The sequence below is a fragment of the Nonomuraea sp. NPDC050227 genome, assembly GCF_044459705.1.
GTDB lineage: Bacteria > Actinomycetota > Actinomycetes > Streptosporangiales > Streptosporangiaceae > Nonomuraea.
The window spans coordinates 240,912-265,219 of the sequence record NZ_JBITJF010000001.1; the positions used below are offsets into that span (position 1 = coordinate 240,912).

25 protein-coding genes and 1 tRNA gene are annotated in these 24,308 nt (G+C 72.6%); 11 read left to right on the forward strand and 15 right to left on the reverse strand.

The window, feature by feature from the left end:
• Positions 1-17 precede the first annotated feature (17 nt).
• Both ACIBK9_RS01385 and ACIBK9_RS01390 read left to right on the forward strand, forming a co-directional pair.
• Entirely contained in the window at positions 18-830 is an 813-nt protein-coding gene (locus ACIBK9_RS01385; protein ID WP_397154298.1) for an NAD(P)H-binding protein, read from the forward strand.
• A 109-nt stretch (positions 831-939) separates the two neighbouring features.
• Entirely contained in the window at positions 940-1,764 is an 825-nt protein-coding gene (locus ACIBK9_RS01390; RefSeq protein WP_397154300.1) for an undecaprenyl-diphosphate phosphatase, read from the forward strand.
• On the opposite strand, the gene ACIBK9_RS01395 is transcribed toward ACIBK9_RS01390, so the two are convergent.
• A complete protein-coding gene (locus tag ACIBK9_RS01395) occupies positions 1,761-2,447 on the reverse strand; it encodes a hypothetical protein (RefSeq protein WP_397154302.1) in 687 nt (228 codons plus the stop codon). The two genes, ACIBK9_RS01390 and ACIBK9_RS01395, sit on opposite strands and share 4 nt — an antisense overlap.
• A gap of 80 nt (positions 2,448-2,527) precedes the next feature.
• Positions 2,528-3,361 (reverse strand): hypothetical protein, encoded by an 834-nt coding sequence (locus tag ACIBK9_RS01400; RefSeq protein ID WP_397154304.1) that lies wholly within the window; start codon positions 3,359-3,361, stop codon positions 2,528-2,530.
• Between ACIBK9_RS01400 and ACIBK9_RS01405 the strand changes: the two genes are divergently transcribed.
• Entirely contained in the window at positions 3,339-3,647 is a 309-nt protein-coding gene (locus ACIBK9_RS01405) for a hypothetical protein (protein ID WP_397154306.1), read from the forward strand. The genes ACIBK9_RS01400 and ACIBK9_RS01405 overlap by 23 nt on opposite strands.
• On the opposite strand, the gene ACIBK9_RS01410 is transcribed toward ACIBK9_RS01405, so the two are convergent.
• Positions 3,596-4,747 (reverse strand): MFS transporter, encoded by a 1,152-nt coding sequence (locus ACIBK9_RS01410; protein ID WP_397154308.1) that lies wholly within the window; start codon positions 4,745-4,747, stop codon positions 3,596-3,598. The two genes, ACIBK9_RS01405 and ACIBK9_RS01410, sit on opposite strands and share 52 nt — an antisense overlap.
• A gap of 89 nt (positions 4,748-4,836) precedes the next feature.
• On the opposite strand from ACIBK9_RS01410, the gene ACIBK9_RS01415 reads away from it, so the two are divergent.
• From ACIBK9_RS01415 to ACIBK9_RS01425, 3 genes are read left to right on the forward strand one after another with little or no spacing between them, the layout of a single operon-like run.
• Positions 4,837-5,154, forward strand: a complete 318-nt coding sequence (locus tag ACIBK9_RS01415; protein ID WP_352321025.1) for a helix-turn-helix transcriptional regulator — start codon at positions 4,837-4,839, stop codon at positions 5,152-5,154.
• Positions 5,141-7,528, forward strand: a complete 2,388-nt coding sequence (hrpB, locus tag ACIBK9_RS01420) for an ATP-dependent helicase HrpB (protein WP_397154310.1) — start codon at positions 5,141-5,143, stop codon at positions 7,526-7,528. Before ACIBK9_RS01415 ends, hrpB begins: the two co-directional genes overlap by 14 nt.
• On the forward strand, positions 7,525-8,214 hold the full coding sequence (locus tag ACIBK9_RS01425) for a hypothetical protein (RefSeq protein ID WP_397154312.1): 690 nt from the start codon (positions 7,525-7,527) through the stop codon (positions 8,212-8,214). Before hrpB ends, ACIBK9_RS01425 begins: the two co-directional genes overlap by 4 nt.
• A 14-nt stretch (positions 8,215-8,228) precedes the next feature.
• Here the strand turns inward: ACIBK9_RS01425 and ACIBK9_RS01430 are convergent, their stop codons facing one another.
• Positions 8,229-9,407 (reverse strand): pyridoxal-phosphate dependent enzyme, encoded by a 1,179-nt coding sequence (locus tag ACIBK9_RS01430; protein WP_397154314.1) that lies wholly within the window; start codon positions 9,405-9,407, stop codon positions 8,229-8,231.
• A 57-nt stretch (positions 9,408-9,464) separates the two neighbouring features.
• On the opposite strand from ACIBK9_RS01430, the gene ACIBK9_RS01435 reads away from it, so the two are divergent.
• The 3 genes from ACIBK9_RS01435 to ACIBK9_RS01445 are packed head-to-tail and all read left to right on the forward strand — an operon-like array spanning position 9,465 to position 11,917.
• Positions 9,465-10,292, forward strand: a complete 828-nt coding sequence (locus ACIBK9_RS01435) for an SPFH domain-containing protein (protein WP_358289681.1) — start codon at positions 9,465-9,467, stop codon at positions 10,290-10,292.
• Positions 10,285-10,458 (forward strand): hypothetical protein, encoded by a 174-nt coding sequence (locus ACIBK9_RS01440; RefSeq protein ID WP_352321015.1) that lies wholly within the window; start codon positions 10,285-10,287, stop codon positions 10,456-10,458. The genes ACIBK9_RS01435 and ACIBK9_RS01440 overlap by 8 nt, the downstream gene beginning before the upstream one ends.
• A 19-nt stretch (positions 10,459-10,477) precedes the next feature.
• Positions 10,478-11,917: an amidase gene (locus ACIBK9_RS01445; RefSeq protein ID WP_397154316.1), complete on the forward strand. Its 1,440-nt coding sequence runs from the start codon at positions 10,478-10,480 to the stop codon at positions 11,915-11,917.
• A gap of 14 nt (positions 11,918-11,931) precedes the next feature.
• Here the strand turns inward: ACIBK9_RS01445 and ACIBK9_RS01450 are convergent, their stop codons facing one another.
• The 4 genes from ACIBK9_RS01450 to ACIBK9_RS01465 all read right to left on the reverse strand — a co-directional run bounded on the left by ACIBK9_RS01450 (position 11,932) and on the right by ACIBK9_RS01465 (position 17,568).
• The gene (locus tag ACIBK9_RS01450) at positions 11,932-12,777 is read right to left on the reverse strand and encodes an aldehyde dehydrogenase family protein (protein WP_352355733.1); all 846 of its coding nucleotides are present in this window, start codon (positions 12,775-12,777) and stop codon (positions 11,932-11,934) included.
• Positions 12,778-12,956: 179 nt separating this feature from the next.
• A complete protein-coding gene (locus ACIBK9_RS01455) occupies positions 12,957-14,375 on the reverse strand; it encodes an aldehyde dehydrogenase family protein (RefSeq protein ID WP_397154318.1) in 1,419 nt (472 codons plus the stop codon).
• Positions 14,376-14,459: 84 nt separating this feature from the next.
• Positions 14,460-17,315, reverse strand: coding sequence for an ATP-binding protein (locus ACIBK9_RS01460; RefSeq protein ID WP_397154320.1), 2,856 nt, complete (start codon positions 17,313-17,315; stop codon positions 14,460-14,462).
• Positions 17,316-17,421: 106 nt separating this feature from the next.
• Complete coding sequence (locus tag ACIBK9_RS01465; RefSeq protein WP_358289730.1) at positions 17,422-17,568, reverse strand: hypothetical protein; 147 nt, start codon at positions 17,566-17,568, stop codon at positions 17,422-17,424.
• A 209-nt stretch (positions 17,569-17,777) separates the two neighbouring features.
• Between ACIBK9_RS01465 and deoC the strand changes: the two genes are divergently transcribed.
• Together deoC and ACIBK9_RS01475 are read left to right on the forward strand one after the other, a co-directional pair.
• Positions 17,778-18,707, forward strand: a complete 930-nt coding sequence (gene deoC, locus ACIBK9_RS01470; protein ID WP_352355741.1) for a deoxyribose-phosphate aldolase — start codon at positions 17,778-17,780, stop codon at positions 18,705-18,707.
• A gap of 29 nt (positions 18,708-18,736) precedes the next feature.
• Positions 18,737-19,402 (forward strand): hypothetical protein, encoded by a 666-nt coding sequence (locus ACIBK9_RS01475; protein ID WP_397154323.1) that lies wholly within the window; start codon positions 18,737-18,739, stop codon positions 19,400-19,402.
• Here ACIBK9_RS01475 and ACIBK9_RS01480 read toward each other — a convergent pair.
• The 7 genes from ACIBK9_RS01480 to ACIBK9_RS01510 form a co-directional block, all read right to left on the reverse strand.
• Positions 19,399-19,965 (reverse strand): TMEM165/GDT1 family protein, encoded by a 567-nt coding sequence (locus ACIBK9_RS01480; protein WP_352355745.1) that lies wholly within the window; start codon positions 19,963-19,965, stop codon positions 19,399-19,401. The two genes, ACIBK9_RS01475 and ACIBK9_RS01480, sit on opposite strands and share 4 nt — an antisense overlap.
• A 225-nt stretch (positions 19,966-20,190) precedes the next feature.
• On the reverse strand, positions 20,191-21,267 hold the full coding sequence (locus ACIBK9_RS01485; RefSeq protein WP_397154325.1) for a UDP-N-acetylmuramate dehydrogenase: 1,077 nt from the start codon (positions 21,265-21,267) through the stop codon (positions 20,191-20,193).
• Between the two features lie 154 nt (positions 21,268-21,421).
• Entirely contained in the window at positions 21,422-22,276 is an 855-nt protein-coding gene (locus ACIBK9_RS01490) for a hypothetical protein (RefSeq protein WP_397154327.1), read from the reverse strand.
• Positions 22,277-22,426: 150 nt separating this feature from the next.
• Entirely contained in the window at positions 22,427-22,855 is a 429-nt protein-coding gene (locus ACIBK9_RS01495) for a MaoC family dehydratase (protein ID WP_352355751.1), read from the reverse strand.
• A gap of 1 nt (position 22,856) precedes the next feature.
• On the reverse strand, positions 22,857-23,306 hold the full coding sequence (locus ACIBK9_RS01500) for a MaoC family dehydratase N-terminal domain-containing protein (protein WP_352320994.1): 450 nt from the start codon (positions 23,304-23,306) through the stop codon (positions 22,857-22,859).
• Positions 23,307-23,504: 198 nt separating this feature from the next.
• A complete protein-coding gene (rpmG, locus tag ACIBK9_RS01505; RefSeq protein WP_019632658.1) occupies positions 23,505-23,669 on the reverse strand; it encodes a 50S ribosomal protein L33 in 165 nt (54 codons plus the stop codon).
• A 71-nt stretch (positions 23,670-23,740) separates the two neighbouring features.
• Positions 23,741-23,814 (reverse strand) — tRNA-Met (locus ACIBK9_RS01510).
• Between the last annotated feature and the right edge of the window lie 494 nt (positions 23,815-24,308).

The window sequence follows — 24,308 nt, forward strand, 5'->3', positions numbered from 1 at the left end:
GACGGCTTACTGGATGCATGACGATTTTGGTTCTGGGCGGAACCGGCAAGACCGGCCGCCGTGTCGCTGACCGGCTCACCTCTCTCGGCCTTCCCGTGCGGATCGGCTCCCGCTCGGCCACGCCGTCCTTCGACTGGGCGGACCGCTCCACCTGGTCCGCCGCGCTCGACGGCGTCGAGTCCGTGTACGTGGCCTACTACCCCGACCTGGCGTTGCCGGGCGCGTACGAGGATGTCCTGGAGCTCACCCGGCTCGCCGCGGACGCCGGGGTGCGGCGGCTGGTGCTGCTGTCGGGCCGGGGCGAGCCGGGCGCCGAGGCGAGCGAGCGGACCGTGCGGGAGTCCGGCCTCGACTGGACGATCGTGCGCTGCGGCTGGTTCATGCAGAACTTCAGCGAGGGCTTCCTGCTCGACCAGGTCCTCGACGGCGTGCTGGCGATCCCGGTGGCCGACGTGCCCGAGCCGTTCGTGGACGCCGACGACATCGCCGACGTGGCCGTGGCCGCCCTCACCCAGGACGGCCACGCGGGCCGCCTGTACGAGCTCACCGGCCCGAGGCTGCTGACGTTCGCCGACGCGGCGGCCGAGCTGTCGAAGGCCACAGGCCGCACGATCACCTCCATCGAGGTCACGCCTGAGGAGTACGTGGCCGGGGCCGTGGCGGCGGGCGTGCCGAAGGAGGAGGCCGAGGGCCTGACCGGGCTGTTCACCGAGGTGCTCGACGGCCGCAACGCCCACGTGACGGACGGCGTCCGGGAGGCGCTGGGCCGTCCGGCCCGCGACTTCGCCGACTACGCCAGGGCGAACGCCACGGCGTGGGCCGGACGCTGAGGACGGGCCGGCTCTCCCCCGGCCCGCTCAACCTGCTGGGCGGGCAACTGCGCGGCCCCCGTTTCCGCTAACCTCACCCTGGTCACTCCCGTAACCGGAAGGTGTAGTCGTGATCGGCTGGCTCGAAGCGGTGGTGCTGGGGCTCATCCAGGGGCTCACGGAGTTCCTGCCGATCTCCTCCAGCGCCCACATCCGTGTGGTCTCGGCCTTCTTCGGCTGGCAGGACCCGGGGGCGGCCTTCACGGCGGTCATCCAGCTCGGCACCGAGGCCGCGGTGCTCATCTACTTCCGCAAGGAACTGTGGGAGATCATCTCCACCTGGGTCCGCTCGCTGTTCGACCGGGAGCTGCGCGGCCACTGGGCGGCCCGCATGGGCTGGTACGTCATCGTCGGCACGCTCCCGATCGGCGTGCTCGGCCTGGTGTTCAAGGACCAGATCGAGACCGTCTTCCGCGACCTGCGGCTGGTGGGCACGACGCTGATCGTCTTCGGCTGCATCCTGTGGTTCGCCGACCGCACCGCGCGCAACAAGCTCACGCTGGAGAAGCACCTCAGCTTCACCCACGCCATCGTCTACGGCTTCGCGCAGGCGCTGGCCCTCATCCCGGGCGTCTCCCGCTCGGGCGGCACGATCACGGCCGGCCTGCTGCTCGACTACCGCCGCGAGGACGCCGCCAAATACTCGTTCCTGCTGGCCATCCCCGCCGTGCTGGCCTCCGGCGCGTTCGAGCTGAAGGACATCGGCGAGGGGCAGGCCCCCGCGTGGGGGCCCACCATCCTGGCGACGCTGATCTCGTTCGCCGTCGGCTACGCGGCGGTGGCCTGGTTCCTGAAGTACATCAGCACCCACCGGTTCACCGCGTTCGTGATCTACCGCATCCTGCTCGGCTTCTTCGTCATCCTGGCGGTCACCCTGGGCTGGATCCCGGCCTAGGCCGACACGGCCGTCCGGTCGACGGCGGGCGAGGGGTAGTAGGCCGCCCACGCCTCGTCGCCCATGCGCAGCACCTTCAGGCCGGTCCAGCCGAGGCCGGCGACGGGCAGGGCCCAGAACAGCACGGTCACGGGGCCGTACTCGATGGGGAAGGAGACGACGTACCCGACGAAGACCAGCAGCGGCACCCACCAGCCGACGAACCCGGCCCGCCACACGGCGACGACCAGCAGCGGCAGGCCCAGCACGGCGAAGAACATCCACGGCATCTGGAAGCCGAAGATCACGCCGGGCAGGTTCAGCATCTCGTCGAGGATCTTCTGCGCCTGCTCCGGCGGGTTGTGCCGGCCCAGCCACCACTCGACGGGGTCGATCATCAGCAGGGCCGACGTCGAGATGTAGCCGATGGCCGTCGCCGCCCCGGCGATGTGGCCGAGCACGGTGGCCTTGCGCCTGGTGAGGTGCACCAGGGCGATGGCCGCCAGGCCCATGAGCATCCAGCTCCAGTGGTAGAGCGCCGACTCGGCCTGGGCCAGCGCGGGGTTGTCGCCGTAGCTGACCGCCTCGCGGGAGTCGCCCCACGTGCCGGGGTCGATGACGACGGCCACGAACTGCAGGAGCGGGGCCGCGATGAGCAACGTGCCCGCCGCGACGCGGCGGAAGGTCACCTGGTTCCTGAACATGGCGGCGACGGTACGTGCCGCCGCCGCCACCCGTCGTCCGCCTGCGGGGCGACCGCAGGTCACCTCCGAGGCGGAGAAGATCAGACGGCCACCGGCGTGCGCGGGGCGGCGGGGGCCGGCTGCGCCCGGCGGCCGGGCAGGGCGAGCAGGACCAGGCCGAGCAGCGCCCACAGGGCCAGCACCCCGACCGGCGTCCACAGGGCGGCCCCGCCGAAGAACACCGTGTTGCGCACCGCCTCGGCGGCCGGGCCCACGGGCAGGATGCGGCCGACGGCGGCGTACCACTCGGGGATGTAACGGGCGCCGAGCGGCCCGCCGCTGGCCGGGAGCCCGATCGGGACGAACAGCAGCGCCGCCACCCCGACCCCCGGCGTGCCGATGACCTTGACCAGCCCGGCGACCACCAGGCCGACCGCCAGCGCGATGCCCGCCGAGACCGCCACCAGCGGGCCGAAGCGGCCCGGCAGCGCGCCGAACACCACGTCGGCCAGCCACGCGACGGCCGTGCCCGTCACCAGCGCGCCCGCGGCCAGGACGCCCGTCCGCGCCGTCGCGCCCAGGCCCGGCGCGACCCGGGCGAGCAGCACGGCCAGCGCGATCCCCGGCAGGAGCACGCTGAGCACGTAGAACATGCCGGAGATGCCGCCGGCGTCACCGGGCGGCAGCGGGACGGCGTCCTCGACCTTCAGGGTGCGGCCCTGCGCCTGCGCGGCCCCCTGGAAGGCGGCGGTGATCACCGTGGCGCCGGTGTGGCCGCCCGCGCTCGCCACCACCAGCCTGCCCTCCCCCGGGACGAGCACGGCGTCCACCTCCCGCTCCAGCAGCGCGGCCCGCGCGGCCTCGGCCGACCCGTACGGGCTCAGCGTGAACGCCCCCGGCCGCCGCTCGTCGATGCCGCTCTGGAGCTGCCGCACCTGCCCGGCGGGCGCGACGACGGCGACGGCCGCGCTGCTGAAGGAGCTGCTGGGCCGGGAGCTGCTCGCCCCGATCGCCCGCCGGCTGCCCGGCGCCCATCCCGAGGTCCGCGCGCTGCTGGCGGCCTCGCAGCTGCTCGGCCTGGCCATGATCCGCTACATGCTGAGGCTCGACCCGCTGGCCTCGCTGCCCGCCGGCCAGGTCGCGGCCCTGACCGCGCCCAACGTCCAGCGTTACCTGACGGGCACGCTCTCGCTCGACGACATCGCCGCCGCCCGGGGGTAGGTCGCCAGGGTGAACAGCAGCGCCGCCACGCCGAGCCCGGTGGCCAGCACGACCACCCCGGCCCTGCCGTAGGCGTCCAGGGCCACGCCGCCCGCGATGCCGGCCGCGAACAGGCCGACGTACTGGGCGGACGACAGCAGGCCGAGCCCGATGGGCACGTTGTCCGGCACCGCGGCCACCGTCCTGAACTGCTGGGCCGGCGCGACCAGCCAGCCGAGCGCGCCCCACAGCAGCGCCCAGACCAGCGCGATCGGCATGGCCAGGTTCGCGACGGGGATCAGGGCCAGGAAGACCGTGGAGGCGGCCAGGCCGATCAGCACCATCCGGCGCGGCCCGTAGGCGTCGGTGAGGCGCCCGCCGAGCTGGTTGCCCACGATGCCGCCGAGCCCCCACGCCCACAACACGGCCGGCAGCGGCAGGTCGAACAGCGACCCGATGTAGGTGTAGGCGGTGAACCCGGCGCCGAACATCAGCAGCTGGGTGACCAGCACCACCAGCACCCGCCGGTCGGCCAGCGGCGCGAACCGCTCGCCGAGCCGTCCCGACACGGCGACCCGCACGTCCGGCACGAGCGCCGCCACCCCGGCGAAGCCGATCACGCCCAGCCCGACGACCAGCCACATCGTGGCCCGCCAGCCCGAGACCGAGCCCAGCCAGGTGCCCAGCGGCACGCCGACGGCCGAGGAGACGCTCAGCCCGCCCATCACCAGCGCCAGCGCCCGCCCGCGCCGCTCGGGCGAGGTCAGCGCGTTGGCCACGCCCGAGGCGGTCGGGGTGAACATCGCCGCCCCGGCCGCGGCCACCACCCGCGTGGCCATGACCAGCGGGTACGTCGGAGCCAACGCGGTCAGCACGTTGCCCGCGACGAACACGGCCAGCGCCAGCAGCAGCAGCCGCTTGCGCGACAGCCGGGCGGTGAGCGCGGCCAGCAACGGGGACAGCAGCGCGTACGCCAGGGCGAACACGGTCATGAGCTGCCCGGCGGCGGACGTGGAGATCCCGAGGTCCGCGGAGATGGGGGTGAGCAGCCCGGCGGTGACGAACATGCCAGTACCGATGGCGAAATTTCCGGCAGCAAGGGGGTAGAGCCGGGAACTCATGGAACCTCCAGCCAATTAGTTGGACGGGCATCAAACTGTCATTACAGTTGGATAGTTGTCAAACAATCAGAGCGAGGTAGGGTGCCACCATGCGCCTGCTACCGCACCCCGCGAAGGAGGACATCCAGCTCACCGAGGTCCTGCGTGCGCTCGCCGACCCCGTCCGGCTGGAGATCGTGGTCCGCCTGGCCACTCTCGGCGAGATGACGTGCACCGCCGCGGGTGACCATCTCGGCGTCCACAAGTCGACGGCGTCCCACCACTACCGCTCGCTGCGCGAGGCCGGCGTGATCGTCTCCAAGCAGGAGGGCCGGCTCAAGTACATCAGCCTGCGCCGCGGCGACCTCGACGAACGTTTCCCCGGCCTGCTCGACTCCGTGTTGTCGGCCTCGCATGCCCCCGCCTGACCGGCTGCCGATCCACGACGCGCTCCCCGAGCTGCTCGCCACGCTGGAGCGCCACGGCACGGCGGTGCTCACCGCGCCGCCCGGCACGGGCAAGACCACGGTCGTGCCCCTGGCGCTGGCCGAAACCGGGCTGCGGGTGCTGGTCGCCGAGCCCCGGCGGCTGGCCGTACGCGCGGCGGCCCGGCGCATGGGCGTCAGCTACACGATCCGCGGCGAGCGGCACACCGGGGCCAACCCCATGGTCGAGGTCGTCACCACCGGCGTGCTGCTCCAGCGGCTCCAGCGCGACCAGGAGCTCGCCGGGGTCGACGCGGTCGTGCTCGACGAGTGCCACGAACGCCATCTCGACGCCGACACCGCCCTCGCGTTCCTGCTCGACGTGCGCGAGACGCTCCGCCCCGACCTGCGGCTGCTGGCCACCTCGGCCACCGCCGACGCGGCCCCCTGGGCACAGCTGATCGGCGGGCCCGTGGTGGCCGCCTCGGGGACGGCCCATCCCGTGGAGACCGTGTGGGCGCCGCCGGAACGTCCGGTCGCGCCGCCCCACGGCCTGCGCGTCGATCCGGCGCTGCTGTCGCACGTGGCCTCGGTCGTCCGGCGGGCGTACGCCGAGCGCGACGGCGACGTGCTGTGCTTCCTGCCCGGTGTGGGGGAGATCGCCCGGGTCGCCGGGATGCTGGGCGACCTCGACGTGCTCCAGGTGCACGGTCAGGCGCCGGCGCGCGTCCAGGACGCCGTCCTGTCGCCCGGGGCCGGCCGCCGGGTCGTGCTGGCCACGTCGGTGGCCGAGTCGAGCCTGACGGTGCCGGGCGTCCGCGTGGTGGTGGACTCGGGGCTGGCCCGCGAACCCCGTACCGACCACGCCAGGGGGCTCGGCTCGCTCACCACGGTCAGGGTCTCGAAGGCGTCCGCCGACCAGCGGGCCGGCCGCGCCGGGCGGGAGGCCCCCGGGGCCGTGTACCGCTGCTGGACGGCGGCCGAGCACGAACGCCTGGCCGACCACGCGCGGCCGGAGATCGCGCTGGCCGACCTGACCGGGTTCGCCCTCCAGGCGGCCTGCTGGGGCGACGCGGACGCGGTCGGCCTCGCCCTCCTCGACCGGCCGCCGCCCGCCGCGATGGCGGCCGCCGTCCGCACCCTTGAGGCGCTGGGCGCGCTGGAGGCCGGCCGGGTGACCGGTCGCGGGCGGCGCATGGCGCTCGCCGGCGTGCATCCCCGCCTGGCCAGGGCCCTGCTCGACCTCGGCCCGCGGGCCGCCGAGGTGGTGGCGCTGCTGTCGGAGCAGCTGCCCAGGGACGCGGGCGACGACCTCGCGGAGGTCTGGCGTGCGGCCCGCAGCGGCGGCACCGGCTTCGCGGCCCGCTGGCGCCAGGAGACCAGGCGCCTCGCCCGCGCCTCCGGCCAGGGGCCGGACGGGCGAGAGGTGAGTGACGACGCGCTGGCCGGCATGGCGGTGGCGCTGGCGTTCCCGGAACGGGTGGCGCGGCGGCGCGGCGGCGGCTATCTCATGGCGTCGGGCACGCAGGCCCAGCTCGCCGAGGGCTCCAGGCTGTCCACCGCGCCGTGGCTGGCGATCGCCGTCGCCGACCGGCCCACGGGCTCGGCCTCGGCCCGGGTGCGCCAGGCCGTGGTGATCGACGAGGAGATCGCCCGGCTGGCCCTGCCCGTCACGGTCGAGGAGGAGGTCGTTTGGCGGGTGCCGCCGGGCGAGCGGCGCGGCGACGTGTCGGCCCGCATGGTCGAGCGCCTGGGCGCGATCGAGCTGTCCGCCACGCCGCTCAAGGACGCCGACGTGCGCCCCGCCATCCTGCACGGCCTGCGCACCGAAGACCTCCTGACCTGGACGAGACAGGCGAAGGACCTCAAGGACCGCCTGACCTTCGCCCACCGCGCGATCGGCCCCCCGTGGCCCGCCACCGACGACCTGATCGCCCTGGCCGACCAGTGGCTGGAGCCGGAGCTGTCCAGGGCCCGCCGCCGTGCCGACGTCGAACGCATCGACGTGGCCGCCGCCCTGCGCCGCCTGATCCCGTGGAGCGAGCGCCTGGAGAACGTGGCCCCCGAACGCGTCGAGGTGCCCAGCGGCTCGCAGATCAGGATCGACTACTCCGGCGAGCAGCCGGTGCTGGCGGTGAAGCTGCAGGAGCTGTTCGGCTGGCAGGAGACGCCGCGGATCGCCGGCGTCCCCCTGCTGGTCCACCTGCTGTCCCCGGCGGGCCGTCCGGTGGCGGTGACCGCGGACCTGGCCTCGTTCTGGCGCGAGGGCTACCGGTCCGTACGGGCCGAGCTGAGAGGCCGCTACCCTAAGCACCCATGGCCGGAGGATCCGCTCACCGCGCCGCCGACCCGCCGCGTCAACCGGAGCAGACCTTGATCGACGAAGCCGTCCGCGACAACGCCGCCTGGTGCGACACGATGTGCCGGGCGCATGGCCGTCCCGGCGTCTTCGGGCCGCTCGCCTGGACCAACCCGGCCAGGACGCCCGTCCTGTACCCCGACGCCGTCACGCTCTCCCCCGACGCCGGGCCGGCCGACGTGCTCGGCTACATCGACGCGGGTTCGGGCGCCTCGGTCAAGGACAGCTTCGGCACGCTCGACCTGCCGGGCTTCGACGTGCTGTTCACCGCCCAGTGGATCGCCCGGCCCGCGCCCGGCGCGCCCGAGCGTCCCCTCCGGGCGGCCACCGGCGACTCGATCGTGTGGGAGGTGGCCGCCGACCCCAGGGCGCTGGAGGAGTGGGCGCAGGCGTGCTTCTCCGGCGGCGCGCCCGGCCTGTTCCCGCCCGCGCTGCTCGACGAGCCGCACGTACGGCTGGTGTGCGGCCGCATCGGGGCCGACGTGGTCTGCGGCGCGGCGCTCAGCGCGAGCGGCACGGTGACGGGCGTCTCGAACGTCTTCGCCTCGGGCTGCGACGAGTCCGCCGCCTGGGAGGGCACGGTGGCGATGGCGGCCGAGCTGTTCCCCGGCCGCCCGCTGGTCGGCTACGAGAGCGACCCGTCGGCCGCCCTCGCCCACGGCTTCACCACCCTCGGCCCCCTCCGCATCCTGCTCAAGCCCTGACAGACCGGGCGCGATCAGTCCGTCAGGTCGGCCACCGTCAAACCGGTGCGGACCGGATGGGCCGCCTCGCCCACCCCCATGTCCTTGAACCCGCTCGACGTGCCCACGCACACCACCGGCCCGTCGAAGTCCCGGCGCAGCTTCCGGTAGCCCGCCAGGCCCGCCGCCCCCGACAGCTCCTGCCATATGCCCTGCCGCGCCAGGTCGCGCTGGGCGGCGCGCATCTCGTCGTCCGTCACGAGCACCGCCTCGCCGCCGCTGTCGCGCACCGCCAGCACGCCCCGGTGGCCGCCGACCGACCCCGCGATCCCGTAGGCCCGGCTGGCCCCCAGCTCGACGACCGCCGCGGGTGAGCCCTCGGCCAGGGCCCGCGCGTTGGGGCCGCCCGCGGCCGGCTCGCAGGAGAACATCCGCGGCACGTCCCCGGCCAGGCCGAGCAGCCGCAGCTCGGTGAAGCCCTTCCACGTCCCGAACAGCAGCTCGGCGTACCCGGTGGGCGCGAAGACCGCCGCGGGCACCCGTCCGAGCTGGAGGAACAGCTCGTACGCGATCGTCTTGTAGCCCTCCGGGCCGAACGGGTGGCCGGTGTGGGTCACGGTCTGGTTGCTGACCGGGTGGTAGCCCAGCCGGTCCACGACCTCCCGCAGCAGCGGCCACCGCTCCTCCGCCGGCACGGAGAACACCTTGGCCCCGTACGCCCGCACGAACGCCTGCACGCCGGCCGGCGAGTCCGCCGAGGCCAGCACGATGGCCGGCAGCCCGGCGCGGGCGGCGTACGCGGCGGCCGAGGCGCCGTGGTTGCCGGACGAGGCCACCACCACCCCGGCCGCCCCCTCCGCCAGGGCCGCGCTGACCGCCACCCGGTTCAGCCGGTCCTTGTGCGACCAGGTCGGGTTCCGGGACTCGTCCTTGACGTAGATCCCGTCGAACTCCAGCAGCGGCGTCCCGCCCTCCCCCAGCGTCGGCGCCTCCAGGGACGGCAGCAGCGGCGACCACCGCGCGATGTCCGGCCCCGGCTCCTGGTCGAACAGCCCCTTGTCGACGCCCGCGTAGTCGTAGACGACCTCGACCGGATAGGCGATCTCGGCGGTGCTGGTGCGCGGGCAGCCCCTGGTGAGCGGCGGGGACAGCGGGAACTCGATCGAAGGGTCACCCAGCGAGCGCTGGCGGAGGGCAAGTGAGGATCCGTTCACGCGCATGGAGTTTATATGGCTATCATGGTGATATCACTTCGATAGCAAGGAGTCGCGATGGAACGTCGTGCTTTCCGGGTCAACGGATTCCTCGTCCTGCTTGTCCTCCTCCTGCTGGGCGGCGCGGCGCTGGTCTCGATCAAGACGCTCGGCATAGCCTGGATCGTGCTCTTCGCGCTCGTGGCCTCCGGCTTCACCGTGGTCAACCCCAACGAGGCCAAGGTCGTGCAGTTCCTCGGCCGCTACGTCGGCACGGTCAACGTGGCGGGCCTGCAGTGGGTGACGCCGTTCACCACCAAGCGCCGCATCAGCCTCCGGGTGCGCAACTTCGAGACCGCCAAGCTCAAGGTCAACGACGCCGACGGCAACCCGGTCGAGATCGCCGCGGTGGTGGTCTACAAGGTCACCGACACGGCCAAGGCCGCCTTCTCCGTCGACGACTACGAGGAGTACATCGCGATCCAGTCCGAGGCCGCCGTGCGCCACCTCGCGACCACCCACCCGTACGACTCGCACGAGCCCGAGCGCACCAGCCTGCGCGACGGCGCCGAGGTCGCCGGCGAGCTGACCGCCGAGCTGCGCGAGCGCACCGAGCTCGCCGGGATCGAGATCCTGGAGGCCCGCATCACCCACCTGGCCTACGCGCCGGAGATCGCCCAGGCCATGCTGGTGCGCCAGCAGGCCAGCCAGGTGGTGGCCGCCCGCACCAGGATCGTCGAGGGCGCGGTCGGCATGGTCCAGCTCGCGCTCGACCGGCTGGCCGCCGAGGGGGTCGTGGAGCTCGACGAGGAGCGCAAGGCCCAGATGGTCTCCAACCTCCTGGTCGTCCTGTGCGGCGACCGGGCGACCCAGCCGGTGGTGAACGCCGGCAGTCTGTATGCCTGAGCGGAAGAAGCTCCTCCTCCGCCTCGACCCGGCCGTCTACGACGCCATCGCCAAGTGGGCGGCCGACGACCTGCGCAGCATCAACGCGCAGATCGAGTTCGCGCTGCGGCTGGCGCTGAAGGAGGCCGGGCGGGAGCCCGGCAGGGGCTCTCGCAAGGAAGAGTGAAAACCTGCACACTCTAGACATGTTGTGGGCAGGCAGGACCGCCATCGAGATCGCGGCGGCCGTCCGGCGCGGCGACGTCACGGCCACGACCGTCGTGGAGCAGCACCTTCACCGCATCTCCGAGCGGGATTCCCGGGTGGGCGCCTTCCGACTAGTCAGGAAGCAGGCGATGGACGAGGCGCGGGCCGTGGGCGACCGCCGCGACCTGGCCGACCTGCCGCTCGCCGGGGTGCCGGTGGCGGTCAAGGACAACCTGGAGGTGGCCGGCGAGCCCACCCGCGGCGGCTCGGCGGCCACGTCCGGCGCGCCCGCCCGGGAGGACCATCCGGCCGTGGCCCGGCTGCGCGCGGCGGGCGCGGTGATCGTCGGGCTGACGAACCTGCCGGAGCTGGGGCTGGTCGGCTTCGGCGACAGCCCGTACGGCGTCGTGCGCAACCCCTGGAACCTCGCCCGCACCGCCGGCGGCTCGTCCTCGGGCAGCGCGGCGGCGGTGGCGGCCGGGATGGTGCCGATCGCGCTCGGCAACGACGGCATGGGGTCGCTGCGCATCCCGGGCGCCTGCTGCGGCGTGCTGGCCGTCAAGCCGGGAACGGGCCTGGTCCCGCCGCCCGCCGACGACTGGGACGGCCTCACCGAGAACGGCCCCCTCGCCACGACCGCGGCCGACCTGTCGCTCGCGCTGTCCGTCCTGGCCGCCGACCCGGCGCTGGCCGAGGCGTGGCGTACCGGCCACCGGGTCGAGCCGAAGCCGCGCATGCTGCGCTCGGTCTGGGCCGACGACGACGAGGTGTGGGAGCCGCAACCGCCGCAGGACAGCCCGGAGCCGTTCGACCTGCGGGTGGCCTACGCCCCTCAGCCGCTGCCGCCGGGCCTGCCCGTGGACCGGGAGTTCCAGGCGGCGGTGCGCGCGGCCGCCGAGACGTTGCGGCACGCCGGGCACACCGTGGTCGAGCACCCGCACCGCCTGCCCGCCTGGCTCGGCCCCGCCGCCGTGGCCACCTGGCTCGGCCGGGCCGCCGCCGCCGCGGACGGTCTCGATCCGCACGGACTGGAACGCCGCACCCGCGCGCTCGCCCGCGCCGGCCGCGTGCTCACCAGGATCGGCCTGGACGGCCGGCGCGGCCGCGAACGCTGGAGCGGCTACGGCGCCGACACCTGGTTCGGCGACGCCGACGTGATGATCACGCCGGCGCTCGCCGCCCTGCCGCCGCGCGCCGACCGCTGGGGCGGGCGCGGCCTCCTGCCCAACCTGCTGGCCAACGTCAGGTACGCGCCCACCACGGGCCCGTGGAACCTGTGCGGCTGGCCCGCGATGGCCGTGCCGGTCGCCACGCACTCCAGCGCGCTGCCGATCGGCGTGCAGCTCGTGGCGCCGCCGGGCGGCGAGCCGCACCTGCTGGCCCTGGCCGCCCAGCTCCAGGCGGCCCACCCGCCGCTACGCCCGCCCGGCTTCTCCTAGAGGCCCGGCTTCTTCTAGACGCCCGCTGGGTGCCAGACGGTCTTGGTCTCCAGGAACCGCGTCATCCGCCCGAGCCCCGGATCGGCCGTCCAGTCCTCGCGCACCGGACGCAGCACCCGCTTGAGGTTCTCGGCCGCCTCCTGCTCGCAGCGCAGCGCCAGGTCGGCGTCCTCGACCCCGGTGAGGTCGAGCGCGTTGACGTCCATGTGCGCGGCCAGCCAGGGCGCCAGCTCGGCCTGCTGGCCGGTCAGGATGTTGACCACCCCGCCCGGCAGGTCGGACGTGGCCAGCACCTCGGCCAGCGTGATCGAGGCGAGCGGCGAGGGCTCGGAGGCCACCACGACGCACGTGTTGCCGGTGACGATCACCGGCGCGACCACGGACACCAGCCCGAGCAGCGGATCGGCGGGCGCGACCACGGCCACGACCCCGGTCGGCTCCGGCGAGGACAGGTTGAGGTACGGCCCCGCCACCGGGTTCGCCGACCCGCGCACCGCCGTGATCTTGTCGGACCAGCCCGCGTACCAGACCAGCCGGTCGACCGCCGCGTCCACCGACTCAAGGGCGGCCTTCTTGCCCAGGCCCAGCTCCTCGGCGAACTGCCCGCGCCGCCCCTCCAGCATCTCGGCGACGCGGTAGAGGATCTGCCCCCGGTTGTAGGGGGTCGCGCCGGACCAGCCGGGGAACGCCTTGCGCGCGGCCACCACGGCGTCGCGCGCGTCCTTGCGCGAGGCGCGCGAGGCGTTGGCGAGGAAGTCGCCCTTGGGCGAGGTCACGGGATAGGACCTCCCACTCTCCGAGCGCGGGAAGGCCCCGCCGATGTACAGCTTGTAGGTCTTTCTGACGGACAACCTACTCATCGCCCCGACCTCTCCACGTGGACTCCTGCGACGTCTGGACCGGGGCGAACACCTGGCCGCACCTGCTGACGCCGCAGCGGTGGGCGTACCAGCCGACGCGTACGGGCCGGCCGGCGCGGGCGAAGGCATGCCCGCGGGTGGCCTGGGCACGCCGCCCGGACCGCCCGGCACGGCGATGATCACACGTCAAGGTAGGCCTCCAGCCCGGCGAGCCCGCCCTCACGGCCGTACCCCGACTCCTTGTAGCCGCCGAACGGCGAGGTGGGGTCGAACTTGTTGAAGGTGTTGGCCCAGACGACCCCGGCCCGCAGCCGGTCGGCCATCCACAGGATGCGCGAGCCCTTCTCGGTCCAGACCCCGGCCGACAGCCCGTACGGGGTGTTGTTGGCCTTCTCCACGGCCTCGGCCGGGGTGCGGAAGGTCAGCACGGACAGCACCGGCCCGAAGATCTCCTCCCGGGCGATCCGGTGGGACTGGGCGACCCCGGTGAACAGGGTGGGCGGGAACCAGTAGCCCCGGTCGGGCAGCTCGCACGCGGGCGACCAGCGCTCGGCGCCCTCGTCGGCCCCGGCCTCGGACAGCTCGCGGATCTTGGCGAGCTGCTCGGCCGAGTTGATCGCGCCGATGTCGGTGTTCTTGTCGAGCGGGTCGCCGAGCCGCAGCGTGCCGAGCCGCCGCTTCAGCGACTCCAGCAGCTCGTCGTGGACGGACTCCTGCACCAGCAGCCGCGAGCCCGCGCAGCAGACGTGGCCCTGGTTGAAGAAGATGCCGTTGACGATGCCCTCGACCGCCTGGTCGACGGCGGCGTCCTCGAACACGATGTTCGCGGCCTTGCCGCCGAGCTCCAGCGTGAGCTTCTTGTCGGTGCCCGCGACCGCGCGGGCGATGATCCGGCCGACCTCGGTCGAGCCGGTGAAGGCCACCTTGTTCACGTCGGGGTGGGCCACCAGGGCGGCGCCGGTGTCGCCCGCGCCGGTCACGATGTTGACCACGCCGGGCGGCAGCTCGGCCTGCTGGCAGATCTCCGCGAACAGCAGCGCGGTCAGCGGGGTCGTCTCGGCGGGCTTGAGCACCACCGTGTTGCCGCAGGCCAGCGCGGGCGCGATCTTCCAGGCCAGCATGAGCAGCGGGAAGTTCCACGGGATGACCTGCCCGGCCACGCCGAGCGGCTTGGTTCCGAACCCGGCGTAGGCCAGCTTGTCGGCCCAGCCCGCGTAGTAGAAGAAGTGGGCCGCGACCAGCGGCAGGTCGACGTCGCGCGACTCGCGGATGGGCTTGCCGTTGTCGAGGGACTCCAGGACGGCCAGCTCGCGGGCCCGCTCCTGGATCAGGCGCGCGATGCGGAACAGGTACTTGGCCCGCTCGGCGCCCGGCAGGGCGCTCCACACGCCGAACGCCTTGCGCGCCGCCTGCACGGCCCGGTCGACGTCGTCGGAGGAGGCCGAGGCGACTTCCGCCAGCTTCTCCTCCGTCGCCGGGTTGACCGTCTTGAAGGGGGAGCCGGAGCCGTCCACGAACTCACCGTTGATGAACAACCCGTACGACGGCTTGAGATCGACAATGTCGCGCGACTCTGGCGCGGGTGCGTAGTCGAACATCGCCGTCACGCCAGGGTGAGGTATAGGGACATCACCTTGCCAGCGTAGACGGTCGGTCCGAGTGCTCAGAGGGGCCCGGAGCTCCTAGGACAGGAGTGACAGCCGATGCGCCGCCGCGGCGGCCTCTCCGCGCGTGGTGACACCCAGCTTGGCCAGGATGTTCGAGACGTGCACACTGACGGTTTTCGCCGAGATGAACAGTTCGGCGGCGATGTCGCGGTTGGTGCGTCCCTGGGTCACCAGGCGCAGCACCTCCAGCTCACGCGGCGTCAGCAGTTCCGACGGCGTCTCCTGGGCCTGCGGGCCGCCGCCCACGCGCCGCGACAGCGCCTCGATCTCCTCGGCGAGCGGGGTGGCGCGCAGCGCGGCGGCGAGCGGACGCGCCTGCCGGAGGCGGGACGCCGCACCCTCCCGGTCACCGCTCCTGGCCGCGACGCCGGCCGCCCGCAGCAGCGCCTTGGCCTGGTTGTGCGGACGCATCAGCCGCTCCCACGCCGCCGCCGAGGCGTCGAAGTCGCCGCTGTAGGACAGCCGGTACGCCTCCGCCACCGGCCCGCTGATCGTCAGTTCGGCCGCCACTTCCGCGGCGTGCGCCCGTACCGCGGCGGTCCGGCCGGGTTCGAGGTCCTCCGCCGCGTCGCAGACCGTGCGCAACAGGGAGAGCAGCCGCCAGCCCAGCATGGCCTTGCTCGGCAGCCTCGGATGCGACAACGCCCGCTCGGCCACGGCCAGCGCCGCCCACGGCTCGCCCTTGAGCAGGTGCCAGCCGATGTGCAGCCGCGCGTTGCTGATCACGTCCTGGACGAAGTCCTCGGGACGGTCCTTCAGCACGCCGATCTCCGACAGGATGCCCTCGACGCGCTGCAGGTCGCCCCTGGCCAGCCCGATGTCGGCCCGGACGCGCAGCAGCGCGTACTGGGTGCGCAGGACGGGCCCGTAGTTGAGCGCGCTGTCCACGAGGTCGAGCGCCTCGTCCCAGCGGCCGAGCGACTCCAGCGCCTCGGCCCAGTTGTTGAGGATGAACAGCCCGCTGCCGCGCAGCCTGCCGTACTTCTTGGCGTACTCCCAGCCCTCCTGCGACAGGCGCAGGGCCTCCTCGGCGCGGCCCATGTCGATGAGGGAGTCGATGTTGTTGCCGATCGCCCTGATGATGATGCGGCCCGAGCTCTCGGTCTTGCCGAGTGCCATCGCCTGCTCGTTGACGGCGATGACCTGCTCCAGCTCGCCTCTGAGCGAGTGGCCGAGCGCCAGGTTCATCAGCAGGTCGCCTTCGAGGCACTTGTCGCCGGACCGCCTGACCAGGTCGAGGCCCTCGTGGATCAGCTCCTCGCCCTCGGTGATCTGGCCGCGGAGCATGAGCTGCCTGCTCAGCGGCATGACGACCTCCGCGCGCACCGGGCCCGGTTCGGGCGCCAGCCGCAGGGCGTGCCGGAGCAGCTCGATGACGCCCATCTGGCCCTTCGACGCCTTGAACGACGCCTGCCGCACGATGAGCTGGGCCACCCGGCCCGGCTCCTTGGTCTCGTCCAGCTCGGCGAGGGCGGCCTTGACGAACTTCACGCCCTTGTCCACCTCGCCGCCGGCGTTCGCGGCCTCGGAGGCGCGTTCGAGCACGGCGGTGTGGTCGACGCCGATGCGCCGGGCGGCGTCGGGGACCCGGTCCCAGAGCATGAGCACGCGTTCCAGCAGCGGCACGGCCTCGGTGTAGGCGTACGCCTTGAACGACTTCTGCGCGGCCTCCCAGGCCGACACCAGGGCCCAGAGGTCGTTGCGGGCGCCGTACCAGTGGTGGGCCAGCTCGACGGCGGCGCGGCCGGGCGGGACGAGCGAGCGGTCCTTGGAGATCTCCTCGGCGTACCGGGAGTGCAGGCGCTGGTGCTCCCCCGGCAGTAACTCCTCGTGCACGGCCTCCTGGATCAGCGCGTGCCGGAAGACGTAGGCGCGGTTGTCGGCGATCTGCAGCACGTTCCCGGCGATGGCGGGACGCAGGGCCGCCTCCAGCTCGATCTCCGACAGCCCGCTGACGGCCGCCAGCAGCGCGTGGCCGACCCGGTTGCCGCCGGCCGCGGCCATGCGCAGGACGCGCTGGGTGTCCTCGGGCAGCCGTTCGACGGCGCTGAGGATGAGGTCCTGCATGGACTCGGGGAACGTGCAGTCCTCGCCGCCGTCGAGCAGCGCCTCCACGAACAGCGGGATGCCCTCGCTGCGTTCGTAGACTTTCTGGACCTTCACATATTCCGGCGCGGAGCCGAGGATGCCGGCCATCTGCGCGGCCACCTCGTCGCGCGACAGGCGGGGCAGGTCGAGACGGTGGACGCCGTTCACCCGGCCGAGCTCGGCCAGCACGGGGCGGAGCGGATGTTGCCGGTGGAGGTCGTCGGAGCGGTAGGTCATGACGATGAGCACCTGCGGGGCGTGCAGGTTACGGCTGAGGAACGCGATCAGGTCGCGGCTGGAGCGATCGGCCCAGTGGATGTCCTCGATGACGAGGACCGTGGGGCGGCTGTCCGCGAGGCGTTCGAGAAGGGTGAGAAACTGCTCGAAGAGCCGGGCACGGCCCGTTTCCGTCTCCCCGTCGCCGCTGGGCTCGCCGAACTCCGGCAGCAGCCTGGCCAGGTCTCGCTGGGCGCCTTCGGGCAGCAGCGCGGCCACCGCGGCGGGGCCCTGCTCCCTGACGAGCTGCCTGAGCGCGGCGGTGAAGGGCGCGTAGGCAAGGCCCTCGGCCGACAGCTCCACACAACCGCCGACCAGCACCTGCGCGCCGTCGGCCATGCAGGACTCGGCGAAGCGCTGCACGAGCCGGCTCTTGCCGACCCCAGCCTCCCCGCCCATGAGCACGGCCGTCACCGTGCCCTTACGTGCCTCGTCGAAGCTCTCTGCGAGAGCGGCGAGCTCCTCCGCCCGCCCGACGAAGACGGGACTCACCGAACGTCCCAGCATGTCGTTCAGCATGCCATGCCCTATCAATCAGTTTCGACGGGGTTTCAAGGGGGTTCAGAGGCCCGGCCGCCACAACTGATGACGCGGCCGGGCTCTCTGGGGGCGGTCATGACGAACGGAGCTTGCCGAAGACCGAGCGACGCTCGGCCTTGTTTCCCTTCATGGCCTCGCGTACTCGGCGGTGCTCGGCGGCGGCCCGCCGGAGCTCGCTGGCGTGGGACTTCATGAGCTCGTACTCGAGTTCGGGGTTCATCGTGTTCTCCTGAACATTTGCTGCTTTTCCCTGACATCTTCAATGTTCGGCCTAAGGCCCGGCCCGCCACATCGGGTGGATGACCTATCTGCGGGCGTACGCGGGGCCGGACATACCTAGGACGGGGCCCGCCACGCCTTAGGCGGCGTTCCCGTCCGTCCGGTTTGGAGGTAGTGGCCCTGGTCGGCGATGCTGTGAAGGTGTCAACTGTGACTACCTCGCTCGCGGACGTCGCCTCGTCCCACGCGACGCTGCGCGCCTTCCTGCACGGCCTTCCCGGAGTCGACCGGGTGGGCGCCGACCAGCGGGCGGCCATGCTCGGCACCCGTTCCATCAAGACCACGGCCAAGGCCCAGGCCATCGACCTGGCCATCTCCATGGTCGACCTGACGACGCTCGAAGGCGCCGACACGGCGGGCAAGGTGCGGGCCATGTGCACCAAGGCCGTGCACCCGGGCGGCGGCGCCCCCAAGGTGGCGGCGGTGTGCGTCTATCCCGACATGGTGGAGGTGGCCGTCCGGGCGGTGGCCGGGTCGGGGGTCAAGGTGGCCTCGGTCGCCACCGCGTTCCCCAGCGGGCGCTCCTCGCTGGAGGTCAAGGTGAGCGACACGGCGCTGGCCGTGGCCGCGGGCGCCGACGAGATCGACATGGTGATCGACCGCGGCGCGTTCCTGTCCGGCGACTACATGAAGGTCCACGACGAGATCGTCGCGGTGAAGGCCGCCTGCGGCGCCGCGCACCTGAAGGTGATCCTGGAGACGGGCGAGCTGGCGACCTATGACAACGTGCGCCGGGCGTCCTGGCTGGCCATGATCGCGGGCGCCGACTTCATCAAGACCTCCACCGGCAAGGTGTCCCCCGCGGCCACGCTGCCGGTGACCCTGATCATGCTGGAGGCGGTGCGCGACTTCCGCGACACCACCGGCCGCCAGGTGGGCGTGAAGCCGGCCGGCGGCATCCGCACGACCAAGGACGCCATCAAGAACCTGGTGCTGGTCAACGAGACGGCGGGCGACGACTGGCTCTCCCCCGACTGGTTCAGGCTGGGCGCGTCCTCGCTGCTCAACGACCTGCTCATGCAGCGCCAGAAGCTCGCCACCGGCCGTTACGCGGGCCCCGACTACTTCACCCTCGACTGACGGCGACGACCCTCGGGCGGCTCTACGAGGTGTTCGGAGCCGTCGCGAGGCCCGCGAGCGTGCCCGGCTGCCCCCACTGCGTCGAGCCGGGCGAGCAGGCGTGCCTGCTGTCCGGCCCGGTCTCGGCGATCGAGGCGGGCTCGCTGGCCCGTTACGCGGCCAAGGCGCTCACCACGTGGGGGGACGTCCCCGCCTTCCGCTACTTCCTGCCGCGCCTGCTCGAATGCGCGGCGGCCGACGCGTTCTCCTACCCCGACCCGGAGATCGTCCTCGGCAAGCTGGCCGTCGCCGGCTGGCACGGCTGGCCGGGCGGCGAACGCGCGGCCGTCACCGCGTTCCTGCACGAGTGGTGGCTCGGCACGCTGCGCCGCCATCCGTCCCGTCCGCCGGCCGGCACGGTGTTGTGCGCCGTCGCCGCCACCGGCGTCGACCTGGCGCCCTTCCTCGACGCCTGGGCCGGGCTGGAGAGCGAGGCGGCGATCGCCCACCTGCGCGACTTCGTCACCGACGGCCTGTCCGGGCGGCGGCTGACCAACGCCTTCTGGGATCGCGACGCCCCCGCCCACGCCCAGGTCCTGGCCTGGCTCGGCGACGGGCCCGCGGCCCGGGCGGTGGAGGCCGCCTTCGCCCGGGAGCGCCGCGAGTCCGTGCTCGGCCTGCTCGCCGACGTCCACGAACGGCTGCCGCGCCGCTAGATCAGCGCCTCGACCAGCAGGATGACGCCGAACACCGCGAACGCGGCGGCGGCGCCGTACCGGATGACCTTCTCGGGGAGGTGCTTGCCGAGCAGGCGGCCCACCAGGATGGCCAGGGCGTCGGCGGCGACCATGCCCACGGTCGAGCCGATCCACGTGCCGACCCAGCCGTGCTGCGTGGCCAGGGTGATCGTGGCGAGCATCGTCTTGTCGCCCAGCTCGCTCAGGAAGAACGCCACGGTCACCGCGACCAGGACGTTCCTGGTCGTCTTGCGGGCCTTGTCCTCTTCCTCCTTGGTCAGCTCGTCGCCCCGCAACGTCCACAGGGCGAACCCGAGGAAGGCGATGCCGGCCACGATCGAGATGGCCGTCGTCGGCAGCGCCTTCCCGACCAGCCCGCCCACGGCCACGCTCAGCAGGTGCACGACGGTGGTGGCGATGGTGATGCCCGCGAGCACGGGCCAGGGCTTGAAACGGGTGGCGAACGTCATCGCCATGAGCTGGCTCTTGTCACCGAGTTCGGCCACGAAAATGACCGCGAGACTGATCCAGAACGCTTCCAACCGGTCCTCTTTCCCGCGACCAGACCGGAAGCAGGCACCCGGGGGATCTTCGGGCACGACTTTCGGCCCGGCAGCGTCTTTGTCCATGACTGCCAGGCCGAAGGTCTCGTCCGCCCGTCAAGGCCCGTGTGACCGGGCGCGATCACGCGCCAGTATGTCGATCACACGATTGGGACTACTCCCCTTCGGAATTACCAACACACCATAACAGCCCACGTAGAGCCGTCATTCCGCCGGCTGTTCCCCCGCCTCGGACATCGGCTCGGCCGTCAGTGTGCAGCCGACCAGCACCGGCTCGTTGACCAGCGTCACGCCGAACTTCTCCCGCACCCCGTCGCGGACCTCCACGGCCAGCCCCAGCAGGTCGGCCGTGCAGGCGGCGCCCGCGGGGTTGGTGAGGGCCAGCGTGTGCTTGGTGGAGATGCGCACCGGGCCGCGCTCGTAGCCCTTGGGGAAGCCCGCCTGCTCGATCAGCCAGGCGGCCGGCACCTTGACGCGGCCGTCGGGCATGTCCCAGCGGGGGTGGCCGGGAGCGCGTCCGGCCAGCTCGGCGGCCTCCTCGGCGGTCAGGATCGGGTTGGTGAAGAACGAGCCCGCGCTGCGGCTGTCGGGGTCGGCCGCCGGATCGAAGACCATGCCCTTGCCCCGCCGCAGCCCCAGGACGGCCTCACGGGCCGGCCCGAGGGGCACGCGGTCGCCGAGCTCCACGCCGAGCCGCCCGGCCAGCTCCTGGTAGGCCACCGGGCCGGACATGTCCGACACGTCCAGTGCGTACGTCACGGCGAGCACCACGTGCCGCGACAGGTCCCGCTTGAACGCGCTGTCGCGGTAGGAGAACCCGCACTGGCGCGCCTCCAGGTCGACCACCTGCCGGGTGAGCCGGTCGTAGGCCCGCACGCACCTGATGGTCTGCGCCACCTCCTGGCCGTACGCGCCGACGTTCTGGATCGGCGTCGAGCCCACCAGGCCCGGGATGCCGGACATGCACTCGATGCCGGACCACCCCTCGGCCACGGCCCGCTCGACCAGCCGATCCCAGTCCTGGCCGGCCTCGACCGTGAGCAGCACCTGCTCGCCGTCCCTGGAGACCGTCACTCCCTCGGTGGCCACCTTGACGACCAGGCCGTCGAAGCCTTCGTCACCGATCACCACGTTGCTGCCGCCGCCGAGCACCAGGGTCGGCACCCCGTTCATGTCGGCCTCGGCGACGAGGGACACCAGCTGCTCCGCCGTGACCGCCTCGGCGAAGTCGCGGGCGGGGCCGCCCAGGCCCAGGGTGGTGTGCGACGCGAGCATCTCCATGGCCCCCAAGCTTATGAGCCCCCCAGCCCCCACAACACCGCCCCGAACCACCACTCACGCTCAGCAGCCTCCTCCGGCCCGGACCGCCACCCGCCCGCCCGTGCACGCGCCCGCGCCGACGCTGCCGATCGGCTCCACGGGGCAGAGGCGGGGGTCAGCTGTGGAGGGGCTGGTCGTGGTGGTGGGGGGAGCCGAGGCGGTGGACCGGGAGGGGGCCCTCGGGCACCACCAGGCCGCCCTCCAGCGCGCGGGAGAACTCCAGGTCGGCCGCCTCGCCGCGCTCCGCGCCCTCGGGGAAGGCCCCCAGCGCCGCCGACCTGCGCACCGCCATCAGGTCGCAGCGCAACGCCCCCACCCTGCCGGGCTCCTCGGCCTCGGCCGCCTGCCACCCCGCCGCCACCGCCCCTTCCACGATGGCCGCCACCAGCGGCGTCAAGGCGTCCCCCGTCAGCGCGAGCGAGGTCTCCATCAGCACGTGCACCTCGGACTCGTCCAGCCGCAGCAGCTTGGTACGACCTTCTCCCCACCCCGCCGTGCCCCCGGCCGCCCGCGAGGTCTCGGCGACGTGCCACACCACGATCCGCTCCGGGTGCCGTTGGGCCAGCTCGTCCAGGACGTCTCCCGCGCCGTCGACGTTCCCCAGGTCGAGGGCCAGGATCCGGGCGCGCGTGTGCTCGATCACCGACTGGACGCACTCCAGCACGTCCCCGGGCCGGCCGTCCACGAGCAGCCCGGCCGAGACCGTCACGTCCTTGGTCTCGACCCGCTGGCGTTCGGTGTTGACGCCCAGGTCGTCCATGCGGTTCGTGGCGAGGGTGCCGTCCCAGACGCGCTGGGCGTGCAGCATCGTGTCGTCGGGGTCGCCGTGCTGGCCGGGGTCGCCGGAGAAGCCCAGCGCGGCGGCGGGGTTCCCGTGCGCGCCCGCGCCCCTGGGCCGGGCGCGGCCCGTGCCGACGCCGGTGGCCGAACCGCCCGTGGTGTCCCGTCCGGTGCCGCTGCTGCCCCCCACCTGTTCAGGGGACGCGGGACGCAGGTGAGCAGGAGGCTTGGCATCGGTCACGGACGACACGGGGATGGAACGGACGGTGGGCCAGACCTGTCGCGGAACTTCACTCATAACAACACGGGCTACCCGCGACCCGCCCGACATATCACGGGATCAGGAGAGCTGTACCACCGCACGCGCCTTCGACAGGACCCTCGCGTCGCCCGCCTTGGCCGTCAGCCCGACGACCACCCGCTTGTCCTCCAGCTTCTCCTCGACGACCCCGCTCACCGAGATCGTCGCGCCCTGGTCGTCGTCGGGCACGATCACCATCGACGAGAACCGCACGCCGAAATCCAGCACGGCGCCCGGATCGCCCGCCCAGTCCGTGACGAACCGGCCCGCCTGCGCCATCGTGAACATGCCGTGCGCGATCACGTCGGGCAGCCCGACCGTCCGGGCGAAGCGCTCGTTCCAGTGGATCTGGTTGAAGTCGCCGGAGGCGCCGGCGTACATGACGAGGTTCAGCCGCCGGACGTTGTAGCCCACGACCGGGAGCTCCTGCCCGACCTCGACCTCGTCGTACCTCACCGTGGCCGCCATCTCAGCCCGCCCCTCCGCGCTCGACGATCGTGTTGTAGGTCGTGCAGACCGGCTCTCCGGCGACCGTCGTCACGTCGCTCCTGATCGTCAGCAGCTCGTTGCGTCCAGCGCTCCTGATGTCGGTGATCGTCGCGGTGGTGACCAGCTCGTCGCCCGCGCAGACGGGCCTGACGTACTCGAACCGCTGCTCGCCGTGGACCACCATCGCCAGGTTCAGGCCCAGCTCGGGGTCGACCAGCGCCTCGCCGCCCGCCTGCAGGCTGAACACGATGGGGAACGTGGGCGGCGCGATCACGTCGGGGTATCCGGCGGCCCTGGCGGCCTCCCTGTCGCGGTAGACCGGGTTGTTGTCGCCGATCGCCGCCGCGAATTCCTTGATCTTCACCCGGCTGACCTCGTACGGGGCGGCGGATGGATAGGTCCTGCCCACGAAGTCACGGTTCAAGGCCATCAGTGCTCCCTCGTATGTCTTCAACGAGCGCTGCTGAGGCAGACGGTAACAGAACAAGGTTCGGCTGTCGCCGCTCATGGCGTGCTTTTTGCCGGGACCCGGGTCAGCGCCTAAGAAGGCGCCTCAAAGCAGTGAAAACACGACAAACCGGCGCCCCGTCCGGGACGCCGGTTGTGCGATATGGAGGCAGAAGTACCGCTAGCGGGTTTCGCGGTGCGCGCGGTGGCAGCGGCAGTTCGGGCAGTACTTCTTCAGCTCAAGCCGATCCGGGTCGTTGCGCCGGTTCTTCCGCGTGATGTAGTTGCGGTGCTTGCACTCCTGGCAGGCCAGCGTGATCTTCGGCCTAACGTCGGTGGCAGCCACTTGGGAGTGCCTTTCTACGTTCGGGACATGGACACACCCGTACCCAGGCCGACCGACCTGGGATTGGGTAGTAGCGGAGGCCGGACTTGAACCGGCGACACAACGATTATGAGCCGTTTGCTCTGCCTGACTGAGCTACTCCGCCTTGGCCGGAAACTCCCGGCCCGTAGAGGATACCCGAAGCTGGGAGCACATTAGTAACTCACCTGATCGGGTGGGGTGCTACCAGTATGCCCCAGGAACCTCCGACAACCGAAATCCGATCATGCCACCTGGGTCTCGCCTGGGGAATCACCCGCGGAGGCCATCGCCACACTAGCAGCCCCCCTTTACCGACGCGAACCTCCGGACCAGGCACGCGGCAACGAACACACCCCGGCGACGCCCGTCCACGCGGTGGTCGGAAGGGCTCTCCCGGCGGCCGCCGGCGACGCCCGTCCGTACGGCAAACGGGCGTGCCCCCGGCGAACGCCGGCGGCGCGCCTCCACGCGGGGACGACCCGCGTGGGAGACGGAGGGGTGTCCGCGGCGGACGCCGACGCAGCGGCGGAGAGGGCCCGCAGCGGACGCCTGCGCTCACCCGGAGGTGTCGCGCAGCCGAAGCCAGCGCAGTGGCGAAGCGGACAGAGGCGGACAGCC